This window comes from Marinobacter azerbaijanicus, from assembly GCF_030250645.1.
Classification (GTDB): domain Bacteria; phylum Pseudomonadota; class Gammaproteobacteria; order Pseudomonadales; family Oleiphilaceae; genus Marinobacter; species Marinobacter azerbaijanicus.
Map to the genome: position 1 here is coordinate 143,653 of NZ_JASSVS010000010.1, position 24,672 is coordinate 168,324.

Genomic DNA, 24,672 nt, shown 5'->3' on the forward strand with positions numbered 1-24,672 from the left:
GTCAACACCTGATCCACGGAAGGATGTCATGCCCTCATCTATTGTTGCCCTATCAGGCCCTGACCTGTTTCAGTCGGACACCGGATTCTGGATATTGCTGTCCTGTCTGCCAAAATTCGGTGCCCGCCATCAGCAGGCCATCATTGAGCAATTCCCTGACTTTCAGGGGTTAATGACCAGTAATGCCGCGACCCTGAAAGCTCTGGGGCTGGCGACGGAAACCATTGATGCGCTGGAGGCCTGGCGCCGCCAGGACACCGCCCATCCGGTTGTTGACACTGCGATCACCATCCACAGGAAGTGCCTCAATACCGGCACCGATATCCTGACCATGGCGGAGGCGGACTACCCTGATCCCCTGAAGCATATCCAGGATCCACCACTGGTGTTGTATCTGCGTGGTGACCGTGCCCTGTTGGCCCGGGAACAGATTGGCATCGTTGGCAGCCGCAATGCCACCCGGGCCGGGCTGGAACATGCCCGTGCTTTTGCGGCTGCACTGGGCAGGAACGGTCTGCTGGTAACCAGCGGTCTTGCCCTTGGTGTGGATGGTGCTGCCCACGCCGGGGCGCTGGATGCAGGTTATCCAACAGTGGCAGTCATTGGTAACGGCGTCGACCGGCCCTATCCCTATCGCCACCGCACACTCAGCCAGCGAATTGCCTGTGATGGTGTGATTGTCTCTGAATATCCGCCTGGCACCCCGGCCAGGGCGGGTCATTTCCCTCGCCGTAACCGGATTATCAGTGGCCTTAGCCGCGGCATTCTGGTGGTAGAAGCCGGTTTGAAAAGCGGCTCACTGATTACCGCCCGCCTGGCTCTCGAACAGGGGCGGGAGGTTTTTGCTATTCCCGGCTCGGTACACAATCCCCTGGCCCGTGGTTGTCATGACCTGATCCGCCAGGGGGCCAAGCTGGTGGAAACCGTGGATGATATCTGTGAGGAGCTGGGGGATTGGTGGAGCAGTCAGCATCAGGCCAGAGAACACGACATGCAACCGGGGAAGAACCCGGTTGATCGGGTGATGGCAGGGCTGGACTCCCGGGAAATCGCGGTTCTGGAGGCTTTAGGGTATGATCCGAAATCGACCGATGATTTATGTTCAGTGACCGGTCTTCCCGCTGACCAGTTGATGCAGTCACTGCTGCTTCTGGAACTCCAGGGGCTGGTGGATGCTGCACCCGGAGGGTTTCAGCGGATTGCCTGAACTGATTCCAGTGGCCTGACGATTCCATGAAAAAACCACAGCAACCTCTGTCTGACTGGCACCTTCATTGCGCCCGCCGTACCATTCTTGGTGGAGGCGTTATTGCCTACCCCACGGAAGCGGTGTGGGGCCTTGGCTGCGACCCCTGGAACGGGGAGGCCGTTGAGCGGATTCTTGAGCTCAAGCAGCGCCCGGTCGAGAAGGGGGTGATTCTTGTGGCAGCCTCTGTTGATCAGGTACGGTTCCTGCTGGAGCCGTTGCCAAAAGAGCTTCAGGAGAAAGCGACGGCCTGCTGGCCCGGCCCGGTGACCTGCCTGCTACCGGATGTCCTGAAGCAGATCCCGGATCAGGTCAGGGGTCGCCACAGTTCCATTGCAGTCCGTGTCAGTGACCACCCGGTAGTGCGGGCACTATGCGAGGCCGTCGGCTTCCCCCTGGTGTCCACCTCCTGCAATCCTGCCGGTCGTCAGCCGGCCCGTACCTCGTGGCAGGTGCGCCGGTATTTTGAGGGGCAACTGGACTGGCTGGTGCCGGGAGAGTTGGGCGGTAATCGTCAGCCCAGCCGCATCATCGATATCGTCAGCGGACAACAACTGCGTTAGGAGATCCTATGCCTCAGCAACCGGACAGCAATGCCGTTAAACAATACCTACTGGGGCTACAGGAACAGATCTGCCAGCGGCTGGCGGTGGTTGATGGCAAAGGCAGCTTCGAAACCGACGCCTGGGACCGTCCCGAGGGCGGCGGCGGAATCAGCCGGGTAATGACCGAGGGCGCCGTGTTCGAGAAGGGCGGGGTGAACTTCTCCCACGTAATGGGCGATACCATGCCAGCGTCCGCCACGGCGCACAGGCCCCACCTGGCGGGCGCGCCCTGGCAGGCCATGGGGGTGTCCCTGGTGATGCATCCGCTTAATCCCTATGTGCCGACATCCCATGCCAACGTGCGGTTTTTCGTGGCAACGCCAGAGAATGCCGAGCCTGTGTACTGGTTCGGCGGCGGTTATGATCTTACGCCCTATTACGGGTTTGACGAGGACTGCGTGCACTGGCACAAGGTAGCGAAGTCCGCCTGCGATCCTTTTGGCGAACAGACCTATCCGGAGTATAAACGGTGGTGTGACAACTACTTCTACCTCAAGCATCGGGACGAACCCCGGGGCGTGGGTGGGCTGTTTTTTGATGACCATAACACCGGGGATTTCGGCCGCGATTTTGCCTTGATGCAATCCGTAGGCGACAGCTTCATTGAGGCTTATGAGCCTATTGTTCGTCGCCGCAGGGGCATTGTCTGGAGTGAACGCGAGCGGGAGTTTCAGCTCTATCGCCGGGGTCGCTACGTGGAGTTCAACCTGGTATATGACCGTGGCACTCTTTTTGGCCTGCAGTCCGGAGGCCGTACCGAATCGATCCTGATGTCATTACCCCCGCTGGTGCGTTGGGAATACAGCTACGTCCCGGAACCGGGCACGGAAGAGGCGCGGCTGACCGAGTATTTCCTTACCGGGCGGGACTGGTTGGAGACTTCCGATGAATAATGATCTTTACGCCGTGGTGGGCAATCCCATCAGTCACAGTAAGTCCCCTCGAATCCATAGCCTGTTTGCCAGTCAGACCGGCGAGCAGTTGGAGTACACGGCCATTCAGGCGCCCGAAGACGGCTTTGCCGATGCCGTAACCGGTTTTTTCCAGCGTGGCGGCAAGGGACTGAACGTCACTGTGCCCTTCAAGGAACAGGCCTGGAAACTGGCGGACCAGCGCACTGAGCGGGCAGAACTGGCTGGCGCTGCCAACACCCTTTACATGAGCAGTGAGGGCCTGCTCACCGCAGATAACACAGATGGTAAGGGCCTGGTGACAGACCTGACTGAAAACCACTGTGTCACGCTGGCAGGCAGAAACATCCTGGTATTGGGTGCGGGCGGTGCGGTGCGTGGTGTACTGGGGCCCTTATTGGCGGAGAAGCCGTTGTCCGTGGTCATCGCCAATCGCACGGTTGCCAAAGCCGAGGCCCTGCTCGCCCTGTTTGAACCAGTCGCAGAGCAGACCCGACTGGAGGCGTGTGGATTCGAGCAGCTCACGGAGCCGTTTGACGTCATCATTAATGGCACCAGTGCCAGCCTGAAGGGGGATCTACCCCCGATTTCGGCAAATGTGATCGGTGCCGGCACGGTGGTCTATGACATGATGTATTCTCTGCAGACCACGACATTCAATCAGTGGGCATTGGACCAGGGAGCCACATTGGTATTTGATGGTCTGGGCATGCTGGTGGAGCAGGCGGCTGAGTCGTTTCGGATATGGCGTGGCGTCAGCCCGGAAACGCGCCCTGTGATCGACGAATTACGAAACGACTGAGCTCAGGCCGGGCGCATGGGCTATGCTCAGCAAGGTGTACAAGATTCCCGAAAGGTTTCTGACTAAAGGTCTCTGATGGATATTCTCACCCTTGTGGGGCTGGTGGCAGGCGTTCTGATTGTTTTGCTCGCAATGCTGGCCAATGCGTCGATTCTTACCTTTTTCAACCTGCCCGGTCTGGCGATCGTGCTGGGCGGCACCTTCGCCGTCACCCTTATCAAGTTCCGCCTGCCCTCGGTTATGAGCGCGTTCCGGCTGGCCTTTGCGGCTGCATTCACCGACAGGGTGGAGCGACCCGCGGAACTGATCCGGGAGGTGGGCACACTGGCACTGGTGGTGCGCAAGGAGGGGATTCTGGGCCTGGAGAATCACTCCACCAATAACGACTTCCTGCGCAAAGCCATCAACCTGTGTGTCGACGGACACCCGCCGGAGCTGGTCGAAGAGGCGCTGGCCCAGGAAACCCAGCAGACGGCTGAACGCTATGAAGTGGCCGAGCGGGTTTTCCGTGGTATCGGTGAATCCGCCCCGGCCATCGGCATGCTGGGCACACTGGTGGGACTGGTGCAGATGCTCAACACCCTTGATGACCCTGCCTCCATCGGCCCGGCCATGGCAATTGCACTGCTGACCACGCTTTACGGCGCCTTCATCGCCCAGCTCATTGCCCTGCCCCTGGCGGACAAGCTGCAGCTCAAGGCTGAAGACGAGGCCCGCAACCAGATGCTGATCACCACGTCCATACGCAACATCATGCGCGGAGAAAACCCGCGGGTAATGACCGAGCTGCTGTCCTCCTTTGTGACGCCAGAACAGCGCACTGACCTCGCGCCGGAGCGGGAGGCGTAGATTTTGATCGTGCGCCATCCAGTCAGAAAGAAAAAACACGGGCGGGGTTCCCCCGCCTGGATTGTCACTTTTGCCGACCTGGCCACCCTGCTGCTGACGTTCTTTATCCTGCTGCTGTCCTTTGCGGAAATGGATATCGAAAAATACCGCGCCATGGCGAACTCCATGGCAGTTGCCTTTGGCAGCAGTCAGGTGCTTGGGGACGATATCGGCGGCTCTCCCCTGACCCTGATTGAGTCTGATACCGTGTCGCTACCCGAGCCCATGGACACATCTTCCAGCGAGCCCGAATTCATTGATGAGCGCGCTGAAGCGGGCGCGCCAACCAGAATCCCTCCCGGTGTGATTGAACTGGCCAGCCGGATGATCGAGGAGCTGGAGGCCGAGGTGGCTTCGGAGGCGCTGAGTGTCAACTACGATGAAAATCAGGTGGTCATACGCTTTTCCGAGGAAGCCACATTCCGTTCCGGTGATGCCACCATCAAGCCGGAGATGATCCCGATCATAGAGCGGGTGGTGGATGTTCTTTCCGGCTGCACCGGTGACGTACTGGTGTCTGGTTACACCGACGACCGACCCATATCCAGTGGCCGCTACCGCTCCAACTGGGACCTGTCCGCCGCGCGCGCGGTTTCAGTGGTCCACGAACTGGTGCTGAATCGGCAGGTGCCGGCAGAAAGGGTTGTGGCGGCAGGTCGGGCGGAAACGAATCCGCTGGCACCCAACGACAGCGAGGAAAACCGCGCCAGGAATCGGCGGGTTGAGATTGCTATCCGGGATCCGGAGTGTGATGACAGCGTGGACACCGGCGAACTGCCGGTGGAAATCATGCCATAACAGCGCCTTATGCTTGTCAGGAAGCTGCTCATAGTCAATTCATATAACTCCAACGCGTTCAGATCTTTATACTGTGCGGCCCGAAGTGAATACATTTGCCGATACAACGAAGTCAGAGAGAGACTATGAGCGGACCAGACAAGCCAAAAGTGATTGGCGAGGAATGGAGTGACGAGCGGGTAAAGAGTTTTCTGGCGATTACGCCTTACGATAGCCGCATCAACGCCGACTTCAATGCCCTGATCAAGGCGTACCAGGCAATGATTGCTGAAGACTTCGAGCGTTTCGTTGGGTTCTTCGTGGAAGCCGGGCGGGATCTGAATGCCGTGGACGAACACGGTGACACCATTCTGGATGTGGTGTCCCGGCATCGGCGCAGTACGGCCTATGCGGATATTCTGAAAAAGGCGGGAGCAAAAACAACGGCAGACGCCGGGACCTGAGGCCCGGCTTCTACCTTCTATGGACTGCCGAATTACTGAACGTCTACCTCGATAGCCTTGGGCACAGCCGGTTCGGCCTTGGTCAGTGTCAAGGACAGAACACCATCCTTGAAGTTGGCCTTGATGCTGTTTTCGTCCACGTTCTCTGGCAGGGTAAACCGGCGCAGGAAGCTACCGTAGACCCGCTCAATGCGGTGATGCTTCTTGTCATCGGTTTCTTCCTCGTGCTTGCGTTCACCCTGAATGCTCAGCACGCCATCCTGGACAGTGACTTTCACGTCATCCTTTGACATGCCCGGCAGTTCTGCCTCGATGTTGTAGGCCTCCGGGGTTTCCTTGATGTCCACTGCGGGGGCCCAGTCGCTGCGGCTGAACAGGTCTTTTCCTTCCCGTTCACCATTGCCGCGGGTCAGGCCGAACAGCCGGTTGTAACGGTTCATCAGGTCATCAAATTCACTGACTGGATTCCAGCGGGTTATGTTAGCCATACGAAACTCCTCCTACGAATCTGAAATTACACATTGATGTCAACTTCGCTCGCGGAACAGCTCCATACCGGTGGCGCCACCCGGATGGTTATCCGTGAACTTCTACTATTCCAGAATGTAGTATCGAGTGTTCAGTTTTCAATGGGTGCTCTGCCAGAAATGTTGACTCGGGTCAATGTTCTTTCAGGTACTCGTCCTTGAGCTTGACGTAGTTGGACGCCGTATAACGAAAGAAGCTCTTCTCCTCGTCCGTCAGTGCCCTCGCCTGGCGGCAGGGAGAGCCAACATACAGGTATCCGGATTCCAGTGTCTTGCCCGGCGGTACCAGGCACCCGGCGGCGACGATGACTTCGTCTTCCACCACAGCGCCATCCATGATGATGCAGCCCATGCCCACCAGAACACGGTTGCCTACCGTGCAGCCATGCAGCAGCGCCTTGTGGCCAATGGTGACATCATCGCCAATAATCAGTGGCCAGCCTCCGGGGTTGAAATCGCTGGCGTGGGTGATGTGCAACACAGACCCGTCCTGGACACTGCAGCGGTCGCCGATGCGGATCTTGTGCATGTCCCCTCGCACCACGGTCATTGGCCAGATAGAAACGTCGTTACCTGTCCGGACATCCCCGATCACCAGTGCCGTAGGATCAATCCAGGCGCGTTCTCCAAATTGTGGCGTGTTACCCTTGTGTGTTCGTACATTCGACATTACATATACCTGTGTAGCGTTTACCCGGAGGCTCGGGGCACCTGTGGGGAGGCCTTTCCAAAACTGTGCGGAGCCATGGATGGCGGAGCTCAAGCGTCACATGGATGTGCTTGAGCGTGTTTTGGAAAGGCCTCCCCACAGGTGCCTAACCCCGAAGTGTAGCACTCGAAGCTACCTGACAAATTAATGGCTGAGAAGGGGACTTATGAACAACCCGTTACTGACCGACGACCTGTTGCCCAAGTTTGACCATGTTCGCACCGAGCACATGGAACCGGCAATTGACCAGATTCTCAGCGAAAACCGCGTGAAAATCTCGCAAATAGCGCAGCAGGACGAGCCCACCTGGGAAACCCTTGCGCAACCGATGCAGGCAACCGAAGATCGCCTGGAAAGAGCCTGGTCCGTTATTTCCCATCTCAACGGTGTGATGAACAATGATGAGCTGCGCAAGGTGTACAAGAGCTGCCTGGAAAAGCTCACCGAATACAGCACCGAGCTGAGCCAGAATTCGGAGCTCTGCGAAGCCTACAAGAAGCTGGCAGCAAGCGATGAATACAAGGAGCTGAGCGAAGCCCAGCGCAAGTCGGTGGACAATACTCTGCGTGATTTCCACCTTGGGGGTGTCGACCTGCCCCAGGAGAAAAAAGAGCAGTACGCCAATCTGTCCATGGAGCTATCGGAGCTGTCCAACCGCTTCAGTGATAATGTTCTGGATGCCACCCAGCACTGGTTCAAGCACATCACCAACGTGGAAGAGCTGGCGGGTGTTCCGGAAACTGCCCTGGAGGGCGCGAAGCAGGCAGCGCAGCAGAAGGATCTTGATGGCTACGTGATCACCCTGGATTTCCCCAGCTTCTACCCGGTGATGACCTACTGCGATAACCGTGACCTGCGCCGGGAAGTCTACGAGGCGTTTGTCACCCGGGCTTCGGACATGGGCCCGGATGCAGGAACCTGGGACAATACACCGGTAATGGCGGAAATTCTCAAACGCCGCCATGCCATGGCGCAGTTGCTCGGTTTCAACAATTACGCCGAGCGTTCCCTTGCCACCAAGATGGCCCGCAGCGTCGATGAGGTTCTGGATTTTCTGAATCAGCTGGCGGCCAAGTCCAAACCCATGGCCGAGCGGGAATTTGCCGATCTGAAAGCGTTCGCCAAAGACATCCATGGTGTTGAAGACCTGCAAGCCTGGGACGTCGGTTACTTCAGCGAAAAATTGCGTCAGCAGCGCTACGATATCTCACCAGAAACCCTGCGCCCCTGGTTCCCCGTCAACAAGGTGGTGCCCGGCCTGTTTGCCGTTGCCGAGAAACTGTTCGACGTGCAGATTGAAGCCAAACCCGACGTGGAAACCTGGCACCCGGATGTCACGGCCTATTGCATCAGCCGTAACGGCGACCCCCTGGCCTGGTTCTATTTCGACCTGTATGCGCGTCAGGGTAAACGCGGTGGCGCCTGGATGGCCGATTGCCGGGTACGCTGGCGCAACCTGCGCGGCGAGCTACAGCTGCCGGTGGCCTTCCTGACCTGTAACTTCACGCCTCCGGTAAACGGCAAACCGTCACTGCTGACCCACGACGAAGTCACCACCCTGTTCCATGAGTTCGGTCATGGCCTGCATCACATGCTGACGCAGGTAGACGTGCTGGACGTATCCGGAATCAATGGTGTCGCGTGGGATGCCGTGGAACTGCCGTCCCAGTTCCTGGAAAACTGGTGCTGGAACCCGGAGTCATTGGCGCTGATCGCCTCTCACTATGAAACCGGCGAGCCGTTGCCAGAGGATCTGCTGCAGAAAATGTTGGCGGCCAAAAATTTCCAGTCCGGCATGGCCATGGTCAGGCAACTGGAGTTCTCCCTGTTCGACTTCCGCCTGCACGCTGAATTTACCCCGGAAGCGCCCACGAACCCGCTGGACATGCATCGCAAGGTACGCAGCGAAATTGCCGTGGTGGAAGCACCGGAATTCAACCGTTTCCCGAACAGCTTTTCCCACATCTTCTCGGGCGGCTATGCGGCAGGCTATTACAGCTACAAGTGGGCGGAGGTACTGGCAGCGGATGCCTTCTCACTGTTTGAGGAAAGGGGCATTTTCGATCCGGAAACCGGCAAGGCGTTCCTGCACAACATCCTTGAAAAAGGCGGCTCCCAGGAACCGATGGAACTTTTCAAGGCATTCCGTGGTCGTGAGCCAGAGGTGAATGCGTTGTTGAAACAGAGCGGTATTACGGATGAGGCTGCGTGATTAGAACCGGAACAGGATTTGTCGGATTACGGCCTGCGGCCTAATTAATCCGACCTACTGTGAACTTGAGCCTTTCGTAGGTCGGATTAGGCGAAGCCGTAATCCGACAACCGCAACAGAATTCGGAGCATTTCATGCCAACCCCAAAACGCTTCATCGCCGGTGCTGTCTGCCCCCGCTGTGCGGAGATGGACAAAATTATGATGTTCACCACTGATGAAGATGAACAGGTCCGCGAATGCGTGGCCTGCGGTTTCACGGACGCGATGTCTGATACCCCGGAGCCCCCGGCCAACCCTGAGCTGGAAACCCGCGTCAATAAACGCAGCAACGAGGATGACCATACGGTCAAACAGGTGGTGTTTTTCAAGTCTGGCGAGGAGGACTGAGGGTCCTGTGCTTTGTGTCCGTAGCCTGATTGTTTGAGGGCTGCGAGGGGGCAGGGGGAGTTTTTCCCTTGGAAATGGAACTCGCTTCGCTCAGACACCCATTTCTGGCGGGAAAAATCCCCCTACCCCCTCACGACAGCACCAGGGCAATATCGCTTTGGAGCGATTCGCAAACAAAGAACTCTATAGCAATGCCACGTGCCAGATAACCTGTCACGGGGCGATAACTGTTCAGTCCAGCCGGGAGGGTGTGGGGGTACCCTTTATGGCGGGAAAAAGGTGTTTGAGCGAAGCGAGTTCTTTTTCCCAGAAGAAAGGGTACCCCTGCGACCTCCCAGCCCCACAACAGTCAGGCTACAAGAAGGCCAACTCCCAAGCTTAAAGAACCATAGCCGCCACCCAGCCAAAGCCCAACAGGGGAAGGTTGTAGTGCAGGAACGTAGGCACCACCGTATCCCAGATGTGATTGTGCTGGCCATCGACGTTGAGGCCGGCGGTGGGGCCGAGGGTGGAGTCGGAGGCCGGGGAGCCGGCGTCGCCCAGGGCGCCGGCGGTACCCACCAGGGCCACGATGGCCAGTGGGCTGAAGCCCAACTCCAGGGCCAGGGGCACGTACAGGGCAGCGATGATGGGGATGGTGGAGAACGACGAGCCGATACCCATGGTGATCAGCAGGCCCACGACCAGCATCAGTAACGCTGCCAGGGCCTTGTTGTCGCCGATGGTTCCGACGGAGCTTTCCACCAGGGTGGCGATTTCGCCGGTTTCGCGCATCACTTCCGCAAAGCCGGAGGCGGCGATCATGATGAAGCCGATCATCGCCAGCATTTTCATGCCTTCGGTGAACAGGTCATCGGCCTCTTTCCATTTCACCACGCCAGACAGGTTGAACAATACGAACCCCGCCAGCGCGCCCAGAATCATCGAGCCCAGCCACAGCTGGACCACAAACGCCGTCACAATGGCGATCAGGGCCATGAATAAGGTGCCGCCGTTGTATTTCACATCCACCCGTTCGGTGCGGGCAATGGCATCCAGTTTGTAGTGGCGCTCGCCGCGATAGCTGAAGAAGACCGCCACCAGCAGGCCGCAGAGCATGCCCAGGGCTGGCAGCGCCATGGCGGACATGACGTTGAGGCCGGTGGCGTCGATTCCGTTCTCCCCTACATTCGCCAGCAGGATTTCATTCAGGTAGATGGCGCCAAAGCCCACGGGCAGGAACATATAGGGGGTGATCAGACCAAAGGTCAGCACACAGGCCACCAGACGGCGGTCCATATTCAGTTTTGCCATCACATACAGTAACGGCGGCACCACCAGCGGGATGAAGGCGATGTGGATCGGCAGGATGTTCTGGGACGACATGGCGATGGCCAGCAGCAGGCCGACAATCAGCAGGCGGATGCCGCCGGCCGCCTTGCCTTCATCCTGCCTGCCTACCAGGCCCAGGGCCTTGTCGGCCAGGGCATGGGCGAGGCCGGATTTGCCAATGGCAACGGCGAACGCGCCAAGCGTGGCGTAGGACAGGGCGACGGTGGCGCCGCCCCCAAGGCCTTCGTTAAACGCGGCGATGGTGGCGTCCAGGGACAGGCCGCTGATCAGGCCGCCGGCAACGGCGCCGATGATAAGGGCAACTACAACATGGATACGGCATAAACTCAGGACGAGCATGATACCTACCGCAGCAACAACGGCATTCATGGCAAACTCCGGGATGTCAGCAATGGCTTTCAGCGCCCTGAGGCAGGGTGCGGTTCAGGAAAGCGCGCTAATGTGCAGGAAACAGTCGCTGCAGTCAAAACCGTGATTACCGTTATTCGTTACCCACGTAAACAAAGCGGGGTACCTGTTCGCCGGCTACTTCCACGGTTTCGCGGAACATGGCCAGGGGTCTGACCCACAGGCTGTAGTCGCCATAGAGGCAGCGATAGACCACCATCTGCTCTTCGGTTTCGCTGTGGCGGGCCACCCCGAGGACGTCGTAATCCATGCCTTTGTAGTGGCGATAACGTCCGGGGCGGATTTCCGGTTTCTTGTCGGTCATTGTATGCTTCTCCGCACGTAGTGCATGGCTACGTGTTTGTGCAGGGCTGCAGGGCGGACGCCGTCCGTGCAAAGGACTAGACTTGTAGTGATTGACCGCACGGAAGCACCAGGTCTGACTACTGGCTTCGTCAGTTTAGTTTAATTCTTCGGTTCCGGGTAAAACGGCCACTATGAGATCTACTGTTGCCTGCCAATTTGTGCGGTTACTGCTGCTGGCGCTGCTACTGCTGCCTGCCCAGACACTTGCGCAAAGTACTGCTGTTGCCTGGCTCGAAGCCCCGGAATCGGAGGCGGGAATCGAGGATATCCGGGCATTGCCTGAATCGCAATGGCAGCGGAAGGCCAGCGATGAAACCCTTAACTTTGGCTTCAGCGACAGCAGTTTCTGGCTCCGGGTAGAGGTGCCTCCAGATCCTTTCAACCGAGTGCTGGAGATTGGCTATCCCCTGCTGGACGACGTCCGGCTCTACTGGTTTGTGGGTGGAGAGCGGGTAGAAGATTACGCCACCGGTGACCGCCGTGTGTTCAGTTCACGCCCGATCCACCACCGTAATTTTGTCTTCCTGGTGCCCTCCAATACCGAGCCCGCCACCGCCTATATCCGCGTTCGCAGCGAGGGTTCAGTGCAGATACCGGTGCGGGTCATTGCGTCGGCGGACTTCCTCGCGGGCGAACAGCTTGATTACGGCTGGCAGGCGCTGTTCCTCGGGATCATGATCTCCATGGCCCTGTACAACCTGTTTCTTTTCGTGATGGTCCGCCATCCGGCCTACCTGTGGTATGTGCTCACCGTTGTTGCCTCGGCGCTGGTGTTGCTCAATTTCAGCGGCCTGGTGTTCCAGTGGTTGTGGCCGGACATCCCGATCCTGAACCGCTATTTCACGGCACCGGCCATCTCTGCCAATATCTTTTTCGCTGCCATGTTCACGCTGAGCTTTCTGGCGGTACGACGATACAGCCCGGTCTCCCACCGGCTGCTGCAGCTGGTCGTGGTGCTCAGCGCTGGCTGTTTTATCTATGGCCTGTTTGGCAGTTATCAGAGCGCCACGGCGGTCATCAGTGTGGTCGCGGCCGTCGTTACCCCGCTTACCTGGTTGATAGGCCTTGTGGTCTGGTATCGGGGGCAGGTGCTGGCCGGCTTCTACGTTGTCGCATGGACGCCACTGCTGCTGGGCCACCTGGTAATGGCTCTCAGCAAAATGGGCCTGATTCCCACCAACAGTCTGACCGAGGTGGCGCCCCAGATCGGTGTTGCACTGGAAGTTGTCCTGTTGTCTTTCGCCCTCGCCTATCGCATGAATCTTGAGCGACAACGCCGGATTGAGGCCCAGGAGCATGCCCTGGAAGTCCAGCGCCAGGCCAACCAGACCCTGGAGGTGCGGGTTCAGGAGCGTACGGAAGAGCTGGAACAGGTTAATGAACAGCTAAAGGCTGTCTCCATCACTGACGGACTGACCCAGGTGGCCAACCGTCGTCGGTTCGACGAGAAACTGGAAACCGAGTGGAACCGTGCCCTGAGACAGGGCCACCCTCTCAGTCTGATACTGATGGATATTGATCATTTCAAGCGAGTCAACGATGAGCTTGGCCACCTGGCAGGCGACGATTGCCTGGTCAGCATTGCTCGGGTCTGCGCCGATGAAATACAGCGATCAGGGGATTTGCTGGCGCGATACGGTGGCGAGGAGTTCAGCGTGCTGCTGCCGGCCACGCCGGAGCATGGGGCCGTCAGTGTGGCAGAACGACTGCGTGTGGCGGTCGCTGCAACGCCGGTTCATGTGGGTGACCCCAGCAGCCCGGTGCCCCTGTCCGTCAGCGTCGGTGTCGCGACGATTATTCCGGCCCCCGGGAGCCGCCCTGCAGAACTCATAGGTCAGGCTGATGAGGCCCTCTACGCGGCGAAAGACGCCGGCCGTAATCAGGTGATGGTGTACAGAGGCAGCGGAAGCCGGGGGATTACCGGTACCTGATGTCAGTTCTTCAGCTTGTAGCGGCCCGGCCCGAGAAAAATAACGGCGATTGCAATAAACAGGAAGAAGCCCTGCAGTTCCAGTGCCCATCCACCATTGTTACCCAGGGCCATCAGCTCGTGACTATGCACCAGGGCAATGGCCACCAGCATGTTGAAGGCAATCAGCAGGGCGCCAATACGGGTCTGGTAGCCCAGGATCACCATCAGCGGCGCCAGTAACTCGCCAATGAACACCCCCCAGGCAAAAAACGCGGGAATACCATGGCTGGCCAGTTGGCCCTCGATAAAGCCAATGCCATGGAACAGCTTGGCAATGCCGTGAAACAGCAGCAGGCCGCCAAGGGCCAGTCGAACAATCAGCTTTCCAAGGTCCGCGTTCTCGAGCAACGTCTATCTCCCGTCTGGTAAGGATTGTGAATCAGCGGGCAAGCCTAAACGTTTTTTGGCCGGGCAGGAAGTTACAGGCCAGCGCCCAGGGACAGGCGTATGTGATTGCGCACCAGCAGATTTTCCCAATAGTGTTTCATCCAGTCCCAGGCAGCGTTCCTGGTCTGTTCCACGAACGGATCGAGATTCAGTTCGTAGTAATCCGGTGTGCCCGCAATCTGCAACATGGTTACGGTAATGGAATGGTCCAGTTCATTGGCGAAAGGTTCACCGATCAGCTGGTGTGCCAGCAGGTTGGCTCGTGTTGCCTCCACATCCACCAGTTCGCTGGCCCGGGTGGAGCGGTTGTTCTCACACATCTCCTCCAGCAGACGATGGCAGAGGTAGGCCCGGATAAGCAGACCGTCCAGGCCATCGTAACGGACCAGAAGAATCGATGGCCGGGTGAAATAGCCAATGGCCGCCGCCACGAAGGGTTCGAACAGCTCGGCCTTGCCGGCTTCTCTGGCGCAGGCTTCGACACACTCGATCAGTCTGGGCGCCATTTCGATGTACTCAATGGCAAACTGGAACAGGCAGGTTGCCGGCTGGTAACCATCAATTGTGATGGTCGCAGGCAAGCACGACGCCCTTTCCCGCATCTGCTCGAGAAAGGTGCCGGAACGGGCTTCCTGCCTGCGTGCCTGGTCAATGATGTCGAGAACTACCTTTGGTGTCATTTCAGGAGTTGCCGGTTTCTGAACGGAATGGGGTCGCAAGGCGCCTCCCGTTGTACGCATGGGGTCATCAGAGGCATTGGGAAGCGGCTGGCTACCGCAACATGCCTGCCTTTTTCACAAGTGTAGACGAGATTTGGAGGGCTGCGATGGTGTCCACATTAAAAGCTGACGCAGTTTGATGCGGTCAGCGGCCAACAAAGGGTTATTGTTCCGAAAACCAGCGATCATGCCGCGAATGATTCATGAACAGCCAGCCCATGGAGGCCGCCCGCGACAGCATCAGACAGATCAGCGAAAACCACAGCCCGTGGTTACCCCATTCCGTGGTAAGCCACCAGACCGGTAGAAATACCGCCAGCGCCGAGAACAGCATGGTGTTCTGCATGTCCCGGGTGCGGGTGGCGCCAATAAACACCCCGTCCAGCAGAAAACCCCACACCGAAGCCAGCGGGAGCATCCAAAGCCAGGGCAGATAGATCCAGGCGGTCGTGCGTACTTCATCGATGCTCGTCAGCAGGCTGATGAGGAACCGCCCGCCGAGGACGAACGCGATCGTGAACAACATGGAGCCCCAAAGTGACCATCGGAAGGCCACCCGGAATACATTGCGGAACTGGCTCCGGCTTTTTTTTCCCACCGCTTCGCCGATGAGCGCCTCAGCGGCATTGGCGAAGCCGTCGAGCCCGTTGGATATTACCAGCAGGAAGGTTATCAGAACCGCGTTGGCGGCCAGGATGGTGTCGCCCTGTCGGGCTCCCTGGGCCGTGAAGAAGGCCAGCACCAGAAGCAGGGCAATGGTGCGCACCATGATGTATCGGTTTACCCGCAGTATTTTCAGGTAGTCCTCAAGCTGGCCGAATAATGCCCGGGTGAAGCCCTGGCCGGCCGGCATACGCGCCAGCACCATGCGGAAACCTATGGCTGCTGCGGAATATTCCGCCAGCACGGTGGCCATGGCTACGCCACGACTGTTCCAGCCAAGACCGGTGACAAAAAATATGTCCAGAACGATATTGAGCCCGTTCGCCACGATCAGCATGACCATCGGTCCCTTGGGCAACTGGGTGCCGATCAGCCATCCCACCAGGGTATACTGGCAGAGCACGGCGGGAGCGCTCCAGATACGGATGCTGGCATATTCCGCTGCCAGGGCGGCAACACGTTCGCTGGGGTTCATCAGGTGTAGCCCCAGCCTGATCAGGGGCTGGTGGAACAGGATCAGTAACAGGCCGATTCCGGAGGCCAGAAGGACGGAGCGCAACAACAGCGCGATCTGCGCGAATTCATCCCGCTTTCCCCAGGCCTGGGCGGCGAGGCCGGTGGTACCCATGCGCATGAATCCGAAGGTCCAGTACAGGATGCTGAACAGGTTTGCGCCTATGGCGACGGCGCCCAGGTATTCCGGCGTGTCGAGATGACCAAGCACGGCGGTGTCCACCAGTCCAAGAAGCGGGACGGTGAGGTTTGTGAGCATCAGCGGCCATGCCAGTGCCCAGAGCCGGCGATCGATGGTGGCGAGTTGCGGGGATGATTTCACTGAGATTAAAAAGTTCCCTTTTTCCTTGATTAATGCCTACTCGGACTTTCGCATTTTTTTGATCTGTGTCTATACTTGTTCGTGAAATATCCATAGCAGACTTCCACTCTGACTCGAATAGTGTGTGCGAGCACTGTCCGGAACAGAGGGATTGGACGCAAAATCCGACAAGAATAACACTCTGTGGAGACACAGTATTATGCGCGTGCACGCTAAGCGGGCAGGTGTCCTGTTGGGCGGACTTATGGCGCCAGCGCTGTCCATGGCGGACTGGACGCTGAACATGAGTCCCGGGGTCACCGGTACCAGTAACGATATTTTCAGCCTTCACATGACCATTCTCTGGATCTGTGTCGTCATCGGCATTGTGGTCTTTGGGGTTATGTTCTGGTCAATATTTGCTCACCGCAAATCTCCCGGCCGAAAACCGGCTAATTTCCACGAGAATACGCTGGTCGAGATTCTGTGGACCATCATTCCCCTGATTATCCTGGTGGTGATGGCCATTCCGGCCACGGCCACTCTTGTTGACATGTACGACACCACCGAAGCCGATATCGATATCAAGGTCACCGGGTACCAGTGGCGCTGGAAATACGACTACATTGATGAAGAGTTCGGCTATTTCTCCACCATGTCCACCAGCAAGGACGAGATCTACAACCGGACCCGCAAGAGTGAAAACTACCTGCTGGATGTGGACAACCCGATGGTTGTTCCGGTCGGTGCCAAGGTCCGCCTGTTGCTGACAGCCAATGACGTTATCCACTCCTGGTGGGTGCCGGCCTTCGGCATCAAGAAAGATGCGATCCCCGGATTTATTAACGAAACCTGGACCCGTGTCGATGAGCCGGGCATCTACCGCGGTCAGTGCACAGAGCTGTGCGGCAAGGACCATGGCTTCATGCCCGTGGTGGTCAAGGCCGTACCGCAGGACGAATACGATGCCTGGGTGGCCGAGCAGAAGGAAGCGGCCCAGCGTGAGCGGGAACTGACCCAGAAAGACTGGACGATGGAAGAGTTGATGGAGCGTGGCGAGAAGGCCTACGCCACTGCTTGCGCTTCCTGTCACCAGGCAGATGGTAGCGGTGCGCCACCAGCATTCCCGGCACTCAAGGGAAGCCAGATTGCCCTGGAAGATATGGACGCTCACCTGGACGTGGTTGTGAACGGTGTCTCCGGAACCGCGATGCAGGCCTTCGGCGACCAGCTCAGTGAGGTGGATCTGGCTGCTGTTATTACCTATGAGCGGAACGCCTGGGGTAACAATACCGGTGAGATGATTACGCCGAAGGAAGTGTTCGAGTACAAGAACCAGGAATGATTAACCGGGCGGCAAAGAACGCATGTTTTCATGCCGCCCCGTCAACTTTCGCCAGATTAATGACATCACCAGCCAGAACAACAAGGCGGTAACGGGGGTTTTTCATGAGTGCGGTTGCAGGTACCCACGCCCAGGACGATCATCACCACGGCCCTGCCAAGGGCATTACACGGTGGTTGTTGACGACCAATCACAAGGATATCGGGTCCATGTACCTGATATTCAGCTTCACCATGTTCCTGCTTGGCGGGGCCATGGCCATGGTTATCCGGGCCGAGCTGTTTCAGCCCGGCCTGCAGATTGTAGAGCCGGAATTCTTTAACCAGATGACCACCATGCATGGTCTGATCATGGTGTTCGGTGCGGTTATGCCGGCGTTTGTCGGCCTCGCCAACTGGATGATACCGCTGATGGTGGGCGCCCCGGACATGGCGTTGCCGCGGATGAATAACTGGAGTTTCTGGCTCCTGCCCTGCGCTTTCCTGATCCTGGTGTCCACCCTGTTCATGGAGGGCGGTGCGCCAAACTTCGGCTGGACCTTCTACGCGCCGCTGTCGACCACTTACGGCCCGCCAAGCACCACCTTCTTCATCTTTGCCGTTCACATCATGGGTGTGTCGTCGATCATGGGTGCCATCAACGTCATTGCCACCATCCTCAATATGCGGGCGCCGGGTATGACCCTGATGAAAATGCCCCTGTTCGTCTGGACCTGGCTGATCACCGCTTTCCTGCTGATTGCGGTTATGCCGGTTCTCGCGGGCGTGGTCACCATGATGCTGATGGACATCAACTTCGGCACCAGCTTCTTCGATGCCTCCGGCGGCGGTGACCCGGTACTGTTCCAGCATGTGTTCTGGTTCTTCGGACACCCCGAGGTGTACATCATGATCCTGCCGGCCTTTGGCGCGGTCTCCCATATCATTCCGGCGTTCTCCCGCAAGCGGCTGTTTGGCTATGCCTCCATGGTTTACGCGGTGGGCGCCATTGCCCTGCTGTCGTTCGTGGTCTGGGCCCACCACATGTTTACCGTTGGTATTCCCATCGCCGGCCAGCTGTTCTTCATGTATGCCACCATGCTGATTGCGGTCCCCACCGGGGTGAAGGTGTTCAACTGGGTAGCCACCATGTTCCGTGGCTCACTGACGTTCGAGGCGCCGATGCTGTTCGCGGTGGCCTTCGTCATCCTGTTCACCATCGGCGGCTTCTCCGGCCTGATGCTGGCTATTGCGCCGGCTGACTTCCAGTACCATGACACCTACTTCGTGGTTGCCCACTTCCACTATGTACTGGTACCGGGAGCCATCTTCGGCATCTTTGCTTCGGCCTACTTCTGGTTGCCCAAGTGGACTGGCCACATGTATGACGAAACCCTGGCCAAGACCCATTTCTGGCTGTCGTTTGTCGGTATGAACCTGGCATTTTTCCCGATGCACTTCCTTGGGCTGGCGGGTATGCCGAGACGTATTCCGGACTACGCACTGCAGTTTGCAGACTTCAACATGGTGTCCAGCATTGGTGCCTTCATGTTCGGCGCCACCCAGATCCTGTTCCTGGTGATTGTGGTCAAGTGCGTGAGGGGCGGTGAAAAGGCGTCTGCCAAGCCATGGGACGGTGCCGAGGGCCTTGAGTGGACAGTGCCTTCTCCAGCGCCCTATCACACTTTCGCCACGCCACCGGAGGTGAAGTAAACCGGGGCTGAATGGCAACCACAACAACAAACGATAACGGATAAGCCATCGGAGACTGTCATGGCGGAAAACCAGACGTATTACGTTCCAGAACAGAGCAAGTGGCCGATTGTGGCCACTGTCGGCCTGGGGGTCACCCTATACGGTACTGCCTCTATCATGGTGAACAGCAATCAGGGTGAAAGCACCACCGCCTCCTGGGTGATGTTCATCATTGGCGCCGTGATAATGACCTATATGCTGTTCGGTTGGTTCGGTGCTGTTATCAAGGAGAGTCGGTCGGGACTCTACAGCCCACAGATGGATCGCTCTTTTCGCTGGGGGATGAGCTGGTTCATCTTTTCGGAAGTGATGTTTTTCGCCGCCTTTTTCGGTGCCCTGTTCTATACCCGGGTCTTTGCACTGCCCTGGCTTGGGGGTGAGGGCGATCGTGGCAGTTCCAATATGTTGTGGGAAGGCTTTCAGGCCACCTGGCCGCTAATTAATACGCCCAACCCTGAGGCCTACCCGCCACCGGAAGGAACTATCGGCCCCTGGGGCCTGCCGCTGATCAACACCATTCTGCTGGTTACCTCATCGTTCACCGTCACCGTTGCCCATCATGCGTTGAAGGAAGATAACCGCAAAAAGGTCAAGACCTGGCTTACTGCCACCATTGCACTGGCGCTGATTTTCGTCTGCGTTCAGGGGTACGAATACGTTCATGCCTACCAGGATCTGAATCTGACCCTTGAGTCAGGCATCTACGGCAGTACTTTCTTTATGCTGACGGGCTTCCACGGTGCCCACGTGATATTGGGTACCCTGATGCTTACGATCATGCTGATTCGCATACATAAGGGGCACTTCACGGGGGACAACCACTTCGGGTTTGAAGCCTCGGCGTGGTATTGGCACTTTGTGGATGTGGTCTGGCTCGGGCTGTTCGTCTTCGTCTATGTAATCTGACGAAACCTGTCAGGGGGTCGGGTTCAGTGTCAGGCCCCCTTGCCACAGCGAAATCAGGATGACAGCCAGAAGCAAAACGCTCAGCGCAACCCGCAGTGCCAGGGAATTCAGGGCTCGGTTCGTTTTCCCGCCATCCCGGATCAGGAAGAACAGTCCGCTGAACAGGCTTACCAGAACCGCCAGCATGAGTACAACGATGAGAATCTTCAGCATGAGAAATCCTGTAAACGGGAATGTTTGTTCAGGGCCCACTATAGCAGAGCATGTCTGATCCGGCTGGTCATTCACGCCGCCACTGGCACCTCGACTGGCGCCTGGCAGTCTTTGCCGGCTTCTTCCTGCCCGTTCTCATTGGGCTGGGGCTATGGCAGCTGGAGCGCGCCGGGGAGAAGCAGGCACAGCTTGAGCAGTGGCAACAGCAGGCGAATGATCTGAGCTGGGCAGAGCAGCAGGTTGCAGGGCTCGCGGCGGGCCAGCCGGTAACAGTGACAGGCCGGTACACCGATGTTTCGTGGCTTCTCGACAACCGTACACGTGACGGCGTGCCTGGCTACGAGGTGCTCACCGTATTTCTTCCCGAGCGGGGCAGCCCCGTGGTTGTGAACCGTGGCTGGCTTCAGGCCCCCCGGCGGCGGGACGAATTGCCTGATATCAGCAGGCCTGACGGCAGGCTCCGTATTGAAGGCCGACTGAATGAGTTCCCCGAACCTCCGGTACTCAAGAGCGTGGCGCCTGAGAAGGGAGGGTGGCCCAAACGGATGCAGTCCCTGTCGCACTCGCAGGCGCAGAAGGTTCAGGAAAACGTAGCCGGCTTGGTAATCAGGCTTTCGGGTCCCGAGCAACCCGGCGCCTACCGTGCTGACTGGGCTCCGGACAGGATGGGTCCACAAACCCATTACGGATATGCCCTGCAATGGTTTTCACTGGCCGCAGCACTGGTTATATTGACGGTGGTAGCGAGCTATCGCAAGACAGGAGCCAACGATGACAATGACAACGGCTGAGAAAATGGACCAGAACAACCAGGAAGAAGATGCAGTTTCTCCCGAGCAGGTCCGTCGCGGCAGGCGAACGGCAGTGTTGCTCTTTGCCATCGGCTTTGGCCCGATGATATTTGCCACGATCATGTACTACACCGGTTGGCTGAACCCGAGCGGCCACAGCAATAATGGCGAACTGATACAGCCGCCGGCACCCCTGGGCCAGATGCAGCTGGAAGGGGCCAACGGCAAACCCCTTGCTGATCGTTTTGGCCCCGAGGCCACCGATCCGGAATGGATGATGATGGTGGTGTCCGGCGACTGTGGGGCCAGTTGTGAAGAGCTCCTGTACCGCGCCCGCCAGGTCAATATCGCCCTTGGCAAGAATGCCAACCGGGTCAATCGGTCGGCGTGGCTGGGCTCTGTTTCAGAGGATCTGTCTGCGCGCTGGAATGACGAATACCGCTCTATGGAGCGTCTGAGTATTTCCGGTGGTGAATCCCCACAATGGCCAGCGGGCATCAATCCCGACCAGGAGCCCCGAATTCTGCTGGTAGACCCTTTTGGCAACGTCATCCTGCACTATGGCATCGAGCATAGTGGCAAGGATATGCTGAAAGACCTCAAACACCTGCTGAAACTGTCGCAGATCGGTTAATCGTTTTTGCCGGGAGATCCCGCGTTGAATGACGTCCATACCAATTCATCCCGGCACGCCCGCACTATGGCGCGCTGGTCTCTGTTGGCAAGCCTGTTGGCAGTCGTGGTTATTATGCTGGGCGCGTGGACCCGGCTGGTGGATGCTGGCCTGGGTTGCCCCGACTGGCCCGGCTGTTATGGGTTTCTGACCGTACCCCAGGACGAGGCCCGGATGGCCATTGCCAATGCCCGGTTTCCTGAGACTCCCGTGGATGTCGAGAAGGGCTGGCCGGAGATGATTCATCGTTACGCTGCCGGGATACTGGGCCTGGTTGTCTTTGGCCTGGCGGCGTTCGCCTTCCGCCATCGCAGGGAAGGACTGCCTTTTCGGTTGTCTCTTTTCATCGCAGTCTTCATTATGCTGCAGGGTGCGTTCGGTATGTGGACGGTGACCCTGAAGCTCTGGCCACAGGTGGTTGCGCTGCACCTGTTGGGAGGTTTTACAACACTGAGTCTGCTGGCCCTGCTGACACTGCGATTACGGGGTAAGCAACAACGGGATGCAGCTGGGCGTCCACAGGCAGCGCCTGAGGGAAAGAACCGTTTCCGGCCCTGGCTATACGGGGGGCTCGTGCTGGTTGTGATGCAGATAGCGCTGGGTGCCTGGACGGCAGCCAATTACGCGGCGGTTGCCTGCACTGACCTGCCCACCTGTCAGGGCGAATGGTGGCCCGCCGATATGGATTTTGCACACGGTTTTGACGTAACCCAGCACGTGGGCCCTAATTACCTGGGGGGACAGCTGACCGCGGATGGTCGGGTTGCCATCCACGTTACCCATCGCCTGGGCGCCATGATATTACTTGCGTATTTCACGGTATTTCTGGCATTACTGTGGCGCAGAACAAAGCACTCGCCCATGGCGCGGCACGTGCAGCTTGTTGCGATAGTCCTGGCGGCACAGATTGCGCTGGGTCTGGCGAACGTGATTTTTCATATTCCGCTGTCGGTGGCAGTGGCGCACAATGCCATGGGTGCCGGGTTACTGCTGACCGTGATTAACCTGCTCTGGCGCTTCCACCAGCAGGACTTACCGCAGCCAGCGGACGCAACACATACAACAACAATTGAACGAGAGGTGACGGCATGAGCGAGCGTGTTGAGGCACTGCCGGCGCAGGGCACGACCAGCGGACCCGAGTCCGCAAGTATTTCCTGGCAGGACTTCCTGGAGCTGACCAAGCCCAAGGTAGTGGCGATGATGATCCTCACCTCGGTCATCGGCATGTTGCTGGCCACCCCCGGCGTGCCGGGCTGGGAGGTTCTTCTCTATGGCAACGTCGGTATTGCCCTGCTGGCGGGTGCTGCTGCCGTGGTCAATCATGTGGTTGACCAGAAGATTGATACCGTCATGGCCCGTACCCGCAAGCGGCCTGTTGCCACCGGTAAAATTTCTCCCCTTGATGCGTTGATGTTTGCGACTGTGCTGGCGACGTCGGGCATGGTCGTTCTGGTATGGCAGGTAAATGCTCTTACAGCCTGGCTAACGTTGGCGTCACTGGTCGGCTATGCCGGCGTCTACACTCTGTTTCTCAAGCGCATGACGCCCCAGAATATCGTCATTGGCGGCCTGGCTGGCGCCATGCCCCCGCTACTTGGCTGGACAGCGGTTACCGGGCAGGTTGAAGGACACGGCCTCCTGCTGGTGCTGATCATTTTCGCCTGGACACCACCGCATTTCTGGGCCCTGGCCATTCACCGCAAGGAAGAATACGCCAAGGCGGGGATACCAATGCTGCCGGTCACCCACGGCAACAAGTACACCGAACTGCATATCCTGCTGTATACCCTGATGTTGCTGGCGGTCAGCCTGCTGCCATTCGTTACCGGGATGTCCGGGCTGATCTATCTGGTGGGTGCACTGGTGCTTGGCCTGCGCTTCCTGCAATATGCCGTGCGCCTCCTCAGGGGTGACGATCGCCGGGTAGCACTGAATACCTTCAAATATTCCATCACGTACCTGATGGCGCTCTTTGTGGTGTTGCTTGTCGATCATTTTGTCTTTTTCTGATTGCTGATTAACCGGAGACTTCATGGACCGTTCGATTCGCCTGACGCTGATCATCCTGCTGCTGGTGGTAGTGCTGATCTTCGGTCTGGTGGTCGGACGACAGGTTTTGCTGGTGGGAAACGAAGAACCCTCTCCGGCCCCGGAGCTCAGTGAAATCAATGTCTACGTGTATGACCAGGGCCGTGAGCTTGCCGAGTTCGAACTGGTCAACGAAGAGGGCGAAACCGTTACCCGGGAAAGTCTGAAGGGAAAATGGACCTTCGCCTTTGTGGGCTACACCAACTGCCCGGATATCTGCCCTGCCGCCATGGCGAACCTGCGCCGGACTGACAACCTGCTGTCGGAAGACCTGCCCCAGCCCGAATTCCTGCTTATTACCGCTGACCCCGAGCACGATACGCCCGAGCGGCTGCGGGATTATGTGGGCTTCTTTGGCGAAAACTTCCATGGCTACACGGGTGATCTGGAAACCCTGAGACAGCTGGCAAAAAGCCTCAATGCTGCCTTCAGTCACCAGGAAGTGGAGGGTGAGTTGATGGTAAACCACAGTGGCCACTTTGCCCTGATAAACCCGGAAGGCGAAATGACCGCTGTGCTACAGCCACCTCATAATCCGGAAGAGCTGGTGGAGGCCTACCGCGAGATCTACGAGTGGACCCGCGCCAACCATCCTCGGGCTTCGCGGTCCTGATCCAGGACTGATGGTGTCGGTGCAGGAGTGGGGGGGGGGGGGGGGGGGGGGGGGGGGGGGGGGGGGGGGTGGGGGGGGGGGGCCGCCAACCCACGCAACGCCATCCCAACCAACCCCCCCCAACCCACCCCACAACCA

26 protein-coding genes are annotated in these 24,672 nt (G+C 58.2%); 18 read left to right on the forward strand and 8 right to left on the reverse strand.

Annotated elements, in window-relative coordinates:
* The first annotated feature begins 28 nt into the window (after positions 1-28).
* The 7 genes from dprA to QPM17_RS17740 all read left to right on the forward strand — a co-directional run bounded on the left by dprA (position 29) and on the right by QPM17_RS17740 (position 5,693).
* Positions 29-1,207, forward strand: a complete 1,179-nt coding sequence (gene dprA / locus QPM17_RS17710; RefSeq protein ID WP_285392380.1) for a DNA-processing protein DprA — start codon at positions 29-31, stop codon at positions 1,205-1,207.
* Between the two features lie 26 nt (positions 1,208-1,233).
* Entirely contained in the window at positions 1,234-1,809 is a 576-nt protein-coding gene (gene tsaC / locus QPM17_RS17715) for an L-threonylcarbamoyladenylate synthase type 1 TsaC (protein ID WP_285392382.1), read from the forward strand.
* Positions 1,810-1,817: 8 nt separating this feature from the next.
* On the forward strand, positions 1,818-2,744 hold the full coding sequence (hemF, locus tag QPM17_RS17720) for an oxygen-dependent coproporphyrinogen oxidase (protein ID WP_285392384.1): 927 nt from the start codon (positions 1,818-1,820) through the stop codon (positions 2,742-2,744).
* Entirely contained in the window at positions 2,737-3,564 is an 828-nt protein-coding gene (gene aroE / locus QPM17_RS17725; RefSeq protein WP_285392385.1) for a shikimate dehydrogenase, read from the forward strand. Before hemF ends, aroE begins: the two co-directional genes overlap by 8 nt.
* A 75-nt stretch (positions 3,565-3,639) precedes the next feature.
* Complete coding sequence (locus tag QPM17_RS17730) at positions 3,640-4,413, forward strand: motility protein A (protein WP_285392387.1); 774 nt, start codon at positions 3,640-3,642, stop codon at positions 4,411-4,413.
* Positions 4,414-4,416: 3 nt separating this feature from the next.
* The gene (locus QPM17_RS17735; protein WP_285392388.1) at positions 4,417-5,250 is read left to right on the forward strand and encodes a flagellar motor protein MotB; all 834 of its coding nucleotides are present in this window, start codon (positions 4,417-4,419) and stop codon (positions 5,248-5,250) included.
* 125 nt (positions 5,251-5,375) lie between these two features.
* Positions 5,376-5,693, forward strand: coding sequence for a PA4642 family protein (locus QPM17_RS17740; protein WP_285392390.1), 318 nt, complete (start codon positions 5,376-5,378; stop codon positions 5,691-5,693).
* Positions 5,694-5,725: 32 nt separating this feature from the next.
* On the opposite strand, the gene QPM17_RS17745 is transcribed toward QPM17_RS17740, so the two are convergent.
* Together QPM17_RS17745 and QPM17_RS17750 are read right to left on the reverse strand one after the other, a co-directional pair.
* Complete coding sequence (locus QPM17_RS17745; protein WP_285392391.1) at positions 5,726-6,181, reverse strand: Hsp20/alpha crystallin family protein; 456 nt, start codon at positions 6,179-6,181, stop codon at positions 5,726-5,728.
* A 172-nt stretch (positions 6,182-6,353) separates the two neighbouring features.
* Positions 6,354-6,890, reverse strand: a complete 537-nt coding sequence (locus QPM17_RS17750; RefSeq protein ID WP_285392393.1) for a gamma carbonic anhydrase family protein — start codon at positions 6,888-6,890, stop codon at positions 6,354-6,356.
* 205 nt (positions 6,891-7,095) lie between these two features.
* Here QPM17_RS17750 and prlC point away from each other — a divergent pair, with 205 nt between their 5' ends.
* Both prlC and QPM17_RS17760 read left to right on the forward strand, forming a co-directional pair.
* A complete protein-coding gene (prlC, locus tag QPM17_RS17755; protein WP_285392395.1) occupies positions 7,096-9,141 on the forward strand; it encodes an oligopeptidase A in 2,046 nt (681 codons plus the stop codon).
* Between the two features lie 134 nt (positions 9,142-9,275).
* Complete coding sequence (locus QPM17_RS17760) at positions 9,276-9,530, forward strand: YheV family putative zinc ribbon protein (protein WP_285392397.1); 255 nt, start codon at positions 9,276-9,278, stop codon at positions 9,528-9,530.
* Between the two features lie 378 nt (positions 9,531-9,908).
* Here QPM17_RS17760 and QPM17_RS17765 read toward each other — a convergent pair whose 3' ends face one another.
* Entirely contained in the window at positions 9,909-11,231 is a 1,323-nt protein-coding gene (locus QPM17_RS17765) for a Na+/H+ antiporter family protein (RefSeq protein ID WP_285392398.1), read from the reverse strand.
* Between the two features lie 112 nt (positions 11,232-11,343).
* The gene (locus tag QPM17_RS17770) at positions 11,344-11,574 is read right to left on the reverse strand and encodes a DUF1653 domain-containing protein (protein ID WP_285392400.1); all 231 of its coding nucleotides are present in this window, start codon (positions 11,572-11,574) and stop codon (positions 11,344-11,346) included.
* Between the two features lie 172 nt (positions 11,575-11,746).
* Between QPM17_RS17770 and QPM17_RS17775 the strand changes: the two genes are divergently transcribed.
* Complete coding sequence (locus tag QPM17_RS17775) at positions 11,747-13,546, forward strand: sensor domain-containing diguanylate cyclase (RefSeq protein WP_285392402.1); 1,800 nt, start codon at positions 11,747-11,749, stop codon at positions 13,544-13,546.
* Positions 13,547-13,548: 2 nt separating this feature from the next.
* On the opposite strand, the gene QPM17_RS17780 is transcribed toward QPM17_RS17775, so the two are convergent.
* The 3 genes from QPM17_RS17780 to QPM17_RS17790 form a co-directional block, all read right to left on the reverse strand.
* Positions 13,549-13,935, reverse strand: coding sequence for a DoxX family protein (locus tag QPM17_RS17780; RefSeq protein WP_285392404.1), 387 nt, complete (start codon positions 13,933-13,935; stop codon positions 13,549-13,551).
* 71 nt (positions 13,936-14,006) lie between these two features.
* Complete coding sequence (locus tag QPM17_RS17785; RefSeq protein WP_285392406.1) at positions 14,007-14,654, reverse strand: hypothetical protein; 648 nt, start codon at positions 14,652-14,654, stop codon at positions 14,007-14,009.
* A 202-nt stretch (positions 14,655-14,856) separates the two neighbouring features.
* A complete protein-coding gene (locus QPM17_RS17790; protein ID WP_285392430.1) occupies positions 14,857-16,128 on the reverse strand; it encodes an MATE family efflux transporter in 1,272 nt (423 codons plus the stop codon).
* A 262-nt stretch (positions 16,129-16,390) separates the two neighbouring features.
* On the opposite strand from QPM17_RS17790, the gene coxB reads away from it, so the two are divergent.
* The 3 genes from coxB to QPM17_RS17805 all read left to right on the forward strand — a co-directional run bounded on the left by coxB (position 16,391) and on the right by QPM17_RS17805 (position 20,154).
* Positions 16,391-17,515, forward strand: a complete 1,125-nt coding sequence (gene coxB / locus QPM17_RS17795; protein ID WP_285392408.1) for a cytochrome c oxidase subunit II — start codon at positions 16,391-16,393, stop codon at positions 17,513-17,515.
* Between the two features lie 104 nt (positions 17,516-17,619).
* A complete protein-coding gene (ctaD, locus tag QPM17_RS17800; protein ID WP_285392410.1) occupies positions 17,620-19,206 on the forward strand; it encodes a cytochrome c oxidase subunit I in 1,587 nt (528 codons plus the stop codon).
* Positions 19,207-19,266: 60 nt separating this feature from the next.
* Complete coding sequence (locus QPM17_RS17805; protein WP_285392412.1) at positions 19,267-20,154, forward strand: cytochrome c oxidase subunit 3; 888 nt, start codon at positions 19,267-19,269, stop codon at positions 20,152-20,154.
* Positions 20,155-20,163: 9 nt separating this feature from the next.
* Here QPM17_RS17805 and QPM17_RS17810 read toward each other — a convergent pair whose 3' ends face one another.
* Positions 20,164-20,367, reverse strand: a complete 204-nt coding sequence (locus QPM17_RS17810) for a twin transmembrane helix small protein (protein ID WP_285392414.1) — start codon at positions 20,365-20,367, stop codon at positions 20,164-20,166.
* A 50-nt stretch (positions 20,368-20,417) separates the two neighbouring features.
* Between QPM17_RS17810 and QPM17_RS17815 the strand changes: the two genes are divergently transcribed.
* The 5 genes from QPM17_RS17815 (at position 20,418) to QPM17_RS17835 (ending at position 24,534) form a co-directional block, all read left to right on the forward strand.
* Positions 20,418-21,158 carry an SURF1 family protein gene (locus QPM17_RS17815; protein ID WP_285392416.1) on the forward strand — a complete coding sequence of 247 codons (741 nt, stop codon included), beginning with the start codon at positions 20,418-20,420 and terminating at the stop codon, positions 21,156-21,158.
* Positions 21,139-21,792, forward strand: coding sequence for a hypothetical protein (locus QPM17_RS17820; protein WP_285392418.1), 654 nt, complete (start codon positions 21,139-21,141; stop codon positions 21,790-21,792). The genes QPM17_RS17815 and QPM17_RS17820 overlap by 20 nt, the downstream gene beginning before the upstream one ends.
* A 66-nt stretch (positions 21,793-21,858) precedes the next feature.
* Positions 21,859-22,923 carry a COX15/CtaA family protein gene (locus QPM17_RS17825; protein ID WP_285392433.1) on the forward strand — a complete coding sequence of 355 codons (1,065 nt, stop codon included), beginning with the start codon at positions 21,859-21,861 and terminating at the stop codon, positions 22,921-22,923.
* Entirely contained in the window at positions 22,920-23,843 is a 924-nt protein-coding gene (cyoE, locus tag QPM17_RS17830; RefSeq protein WP_285392419.1) for a heme o synthase, read from the forward strand. Before QPM17_RS17825 ends, cyoE begins: the two co-directional genes overlap by 4 nt.
* Positions 23,844-23,865: 22 nt before the next feature.
* Positions 23,866-24,534, forward strand: coding sequence for an SCO family protein (locus QPM17_RS17835; RefSeq protein WP_285392421.1), 669 nt, complete (start codon positions 23,866-23,868; stop codon positions 24,532-24,534).
* The last annotated feature ends 138 nt before the right edge of the window (positions 24,535-24,672 follow it).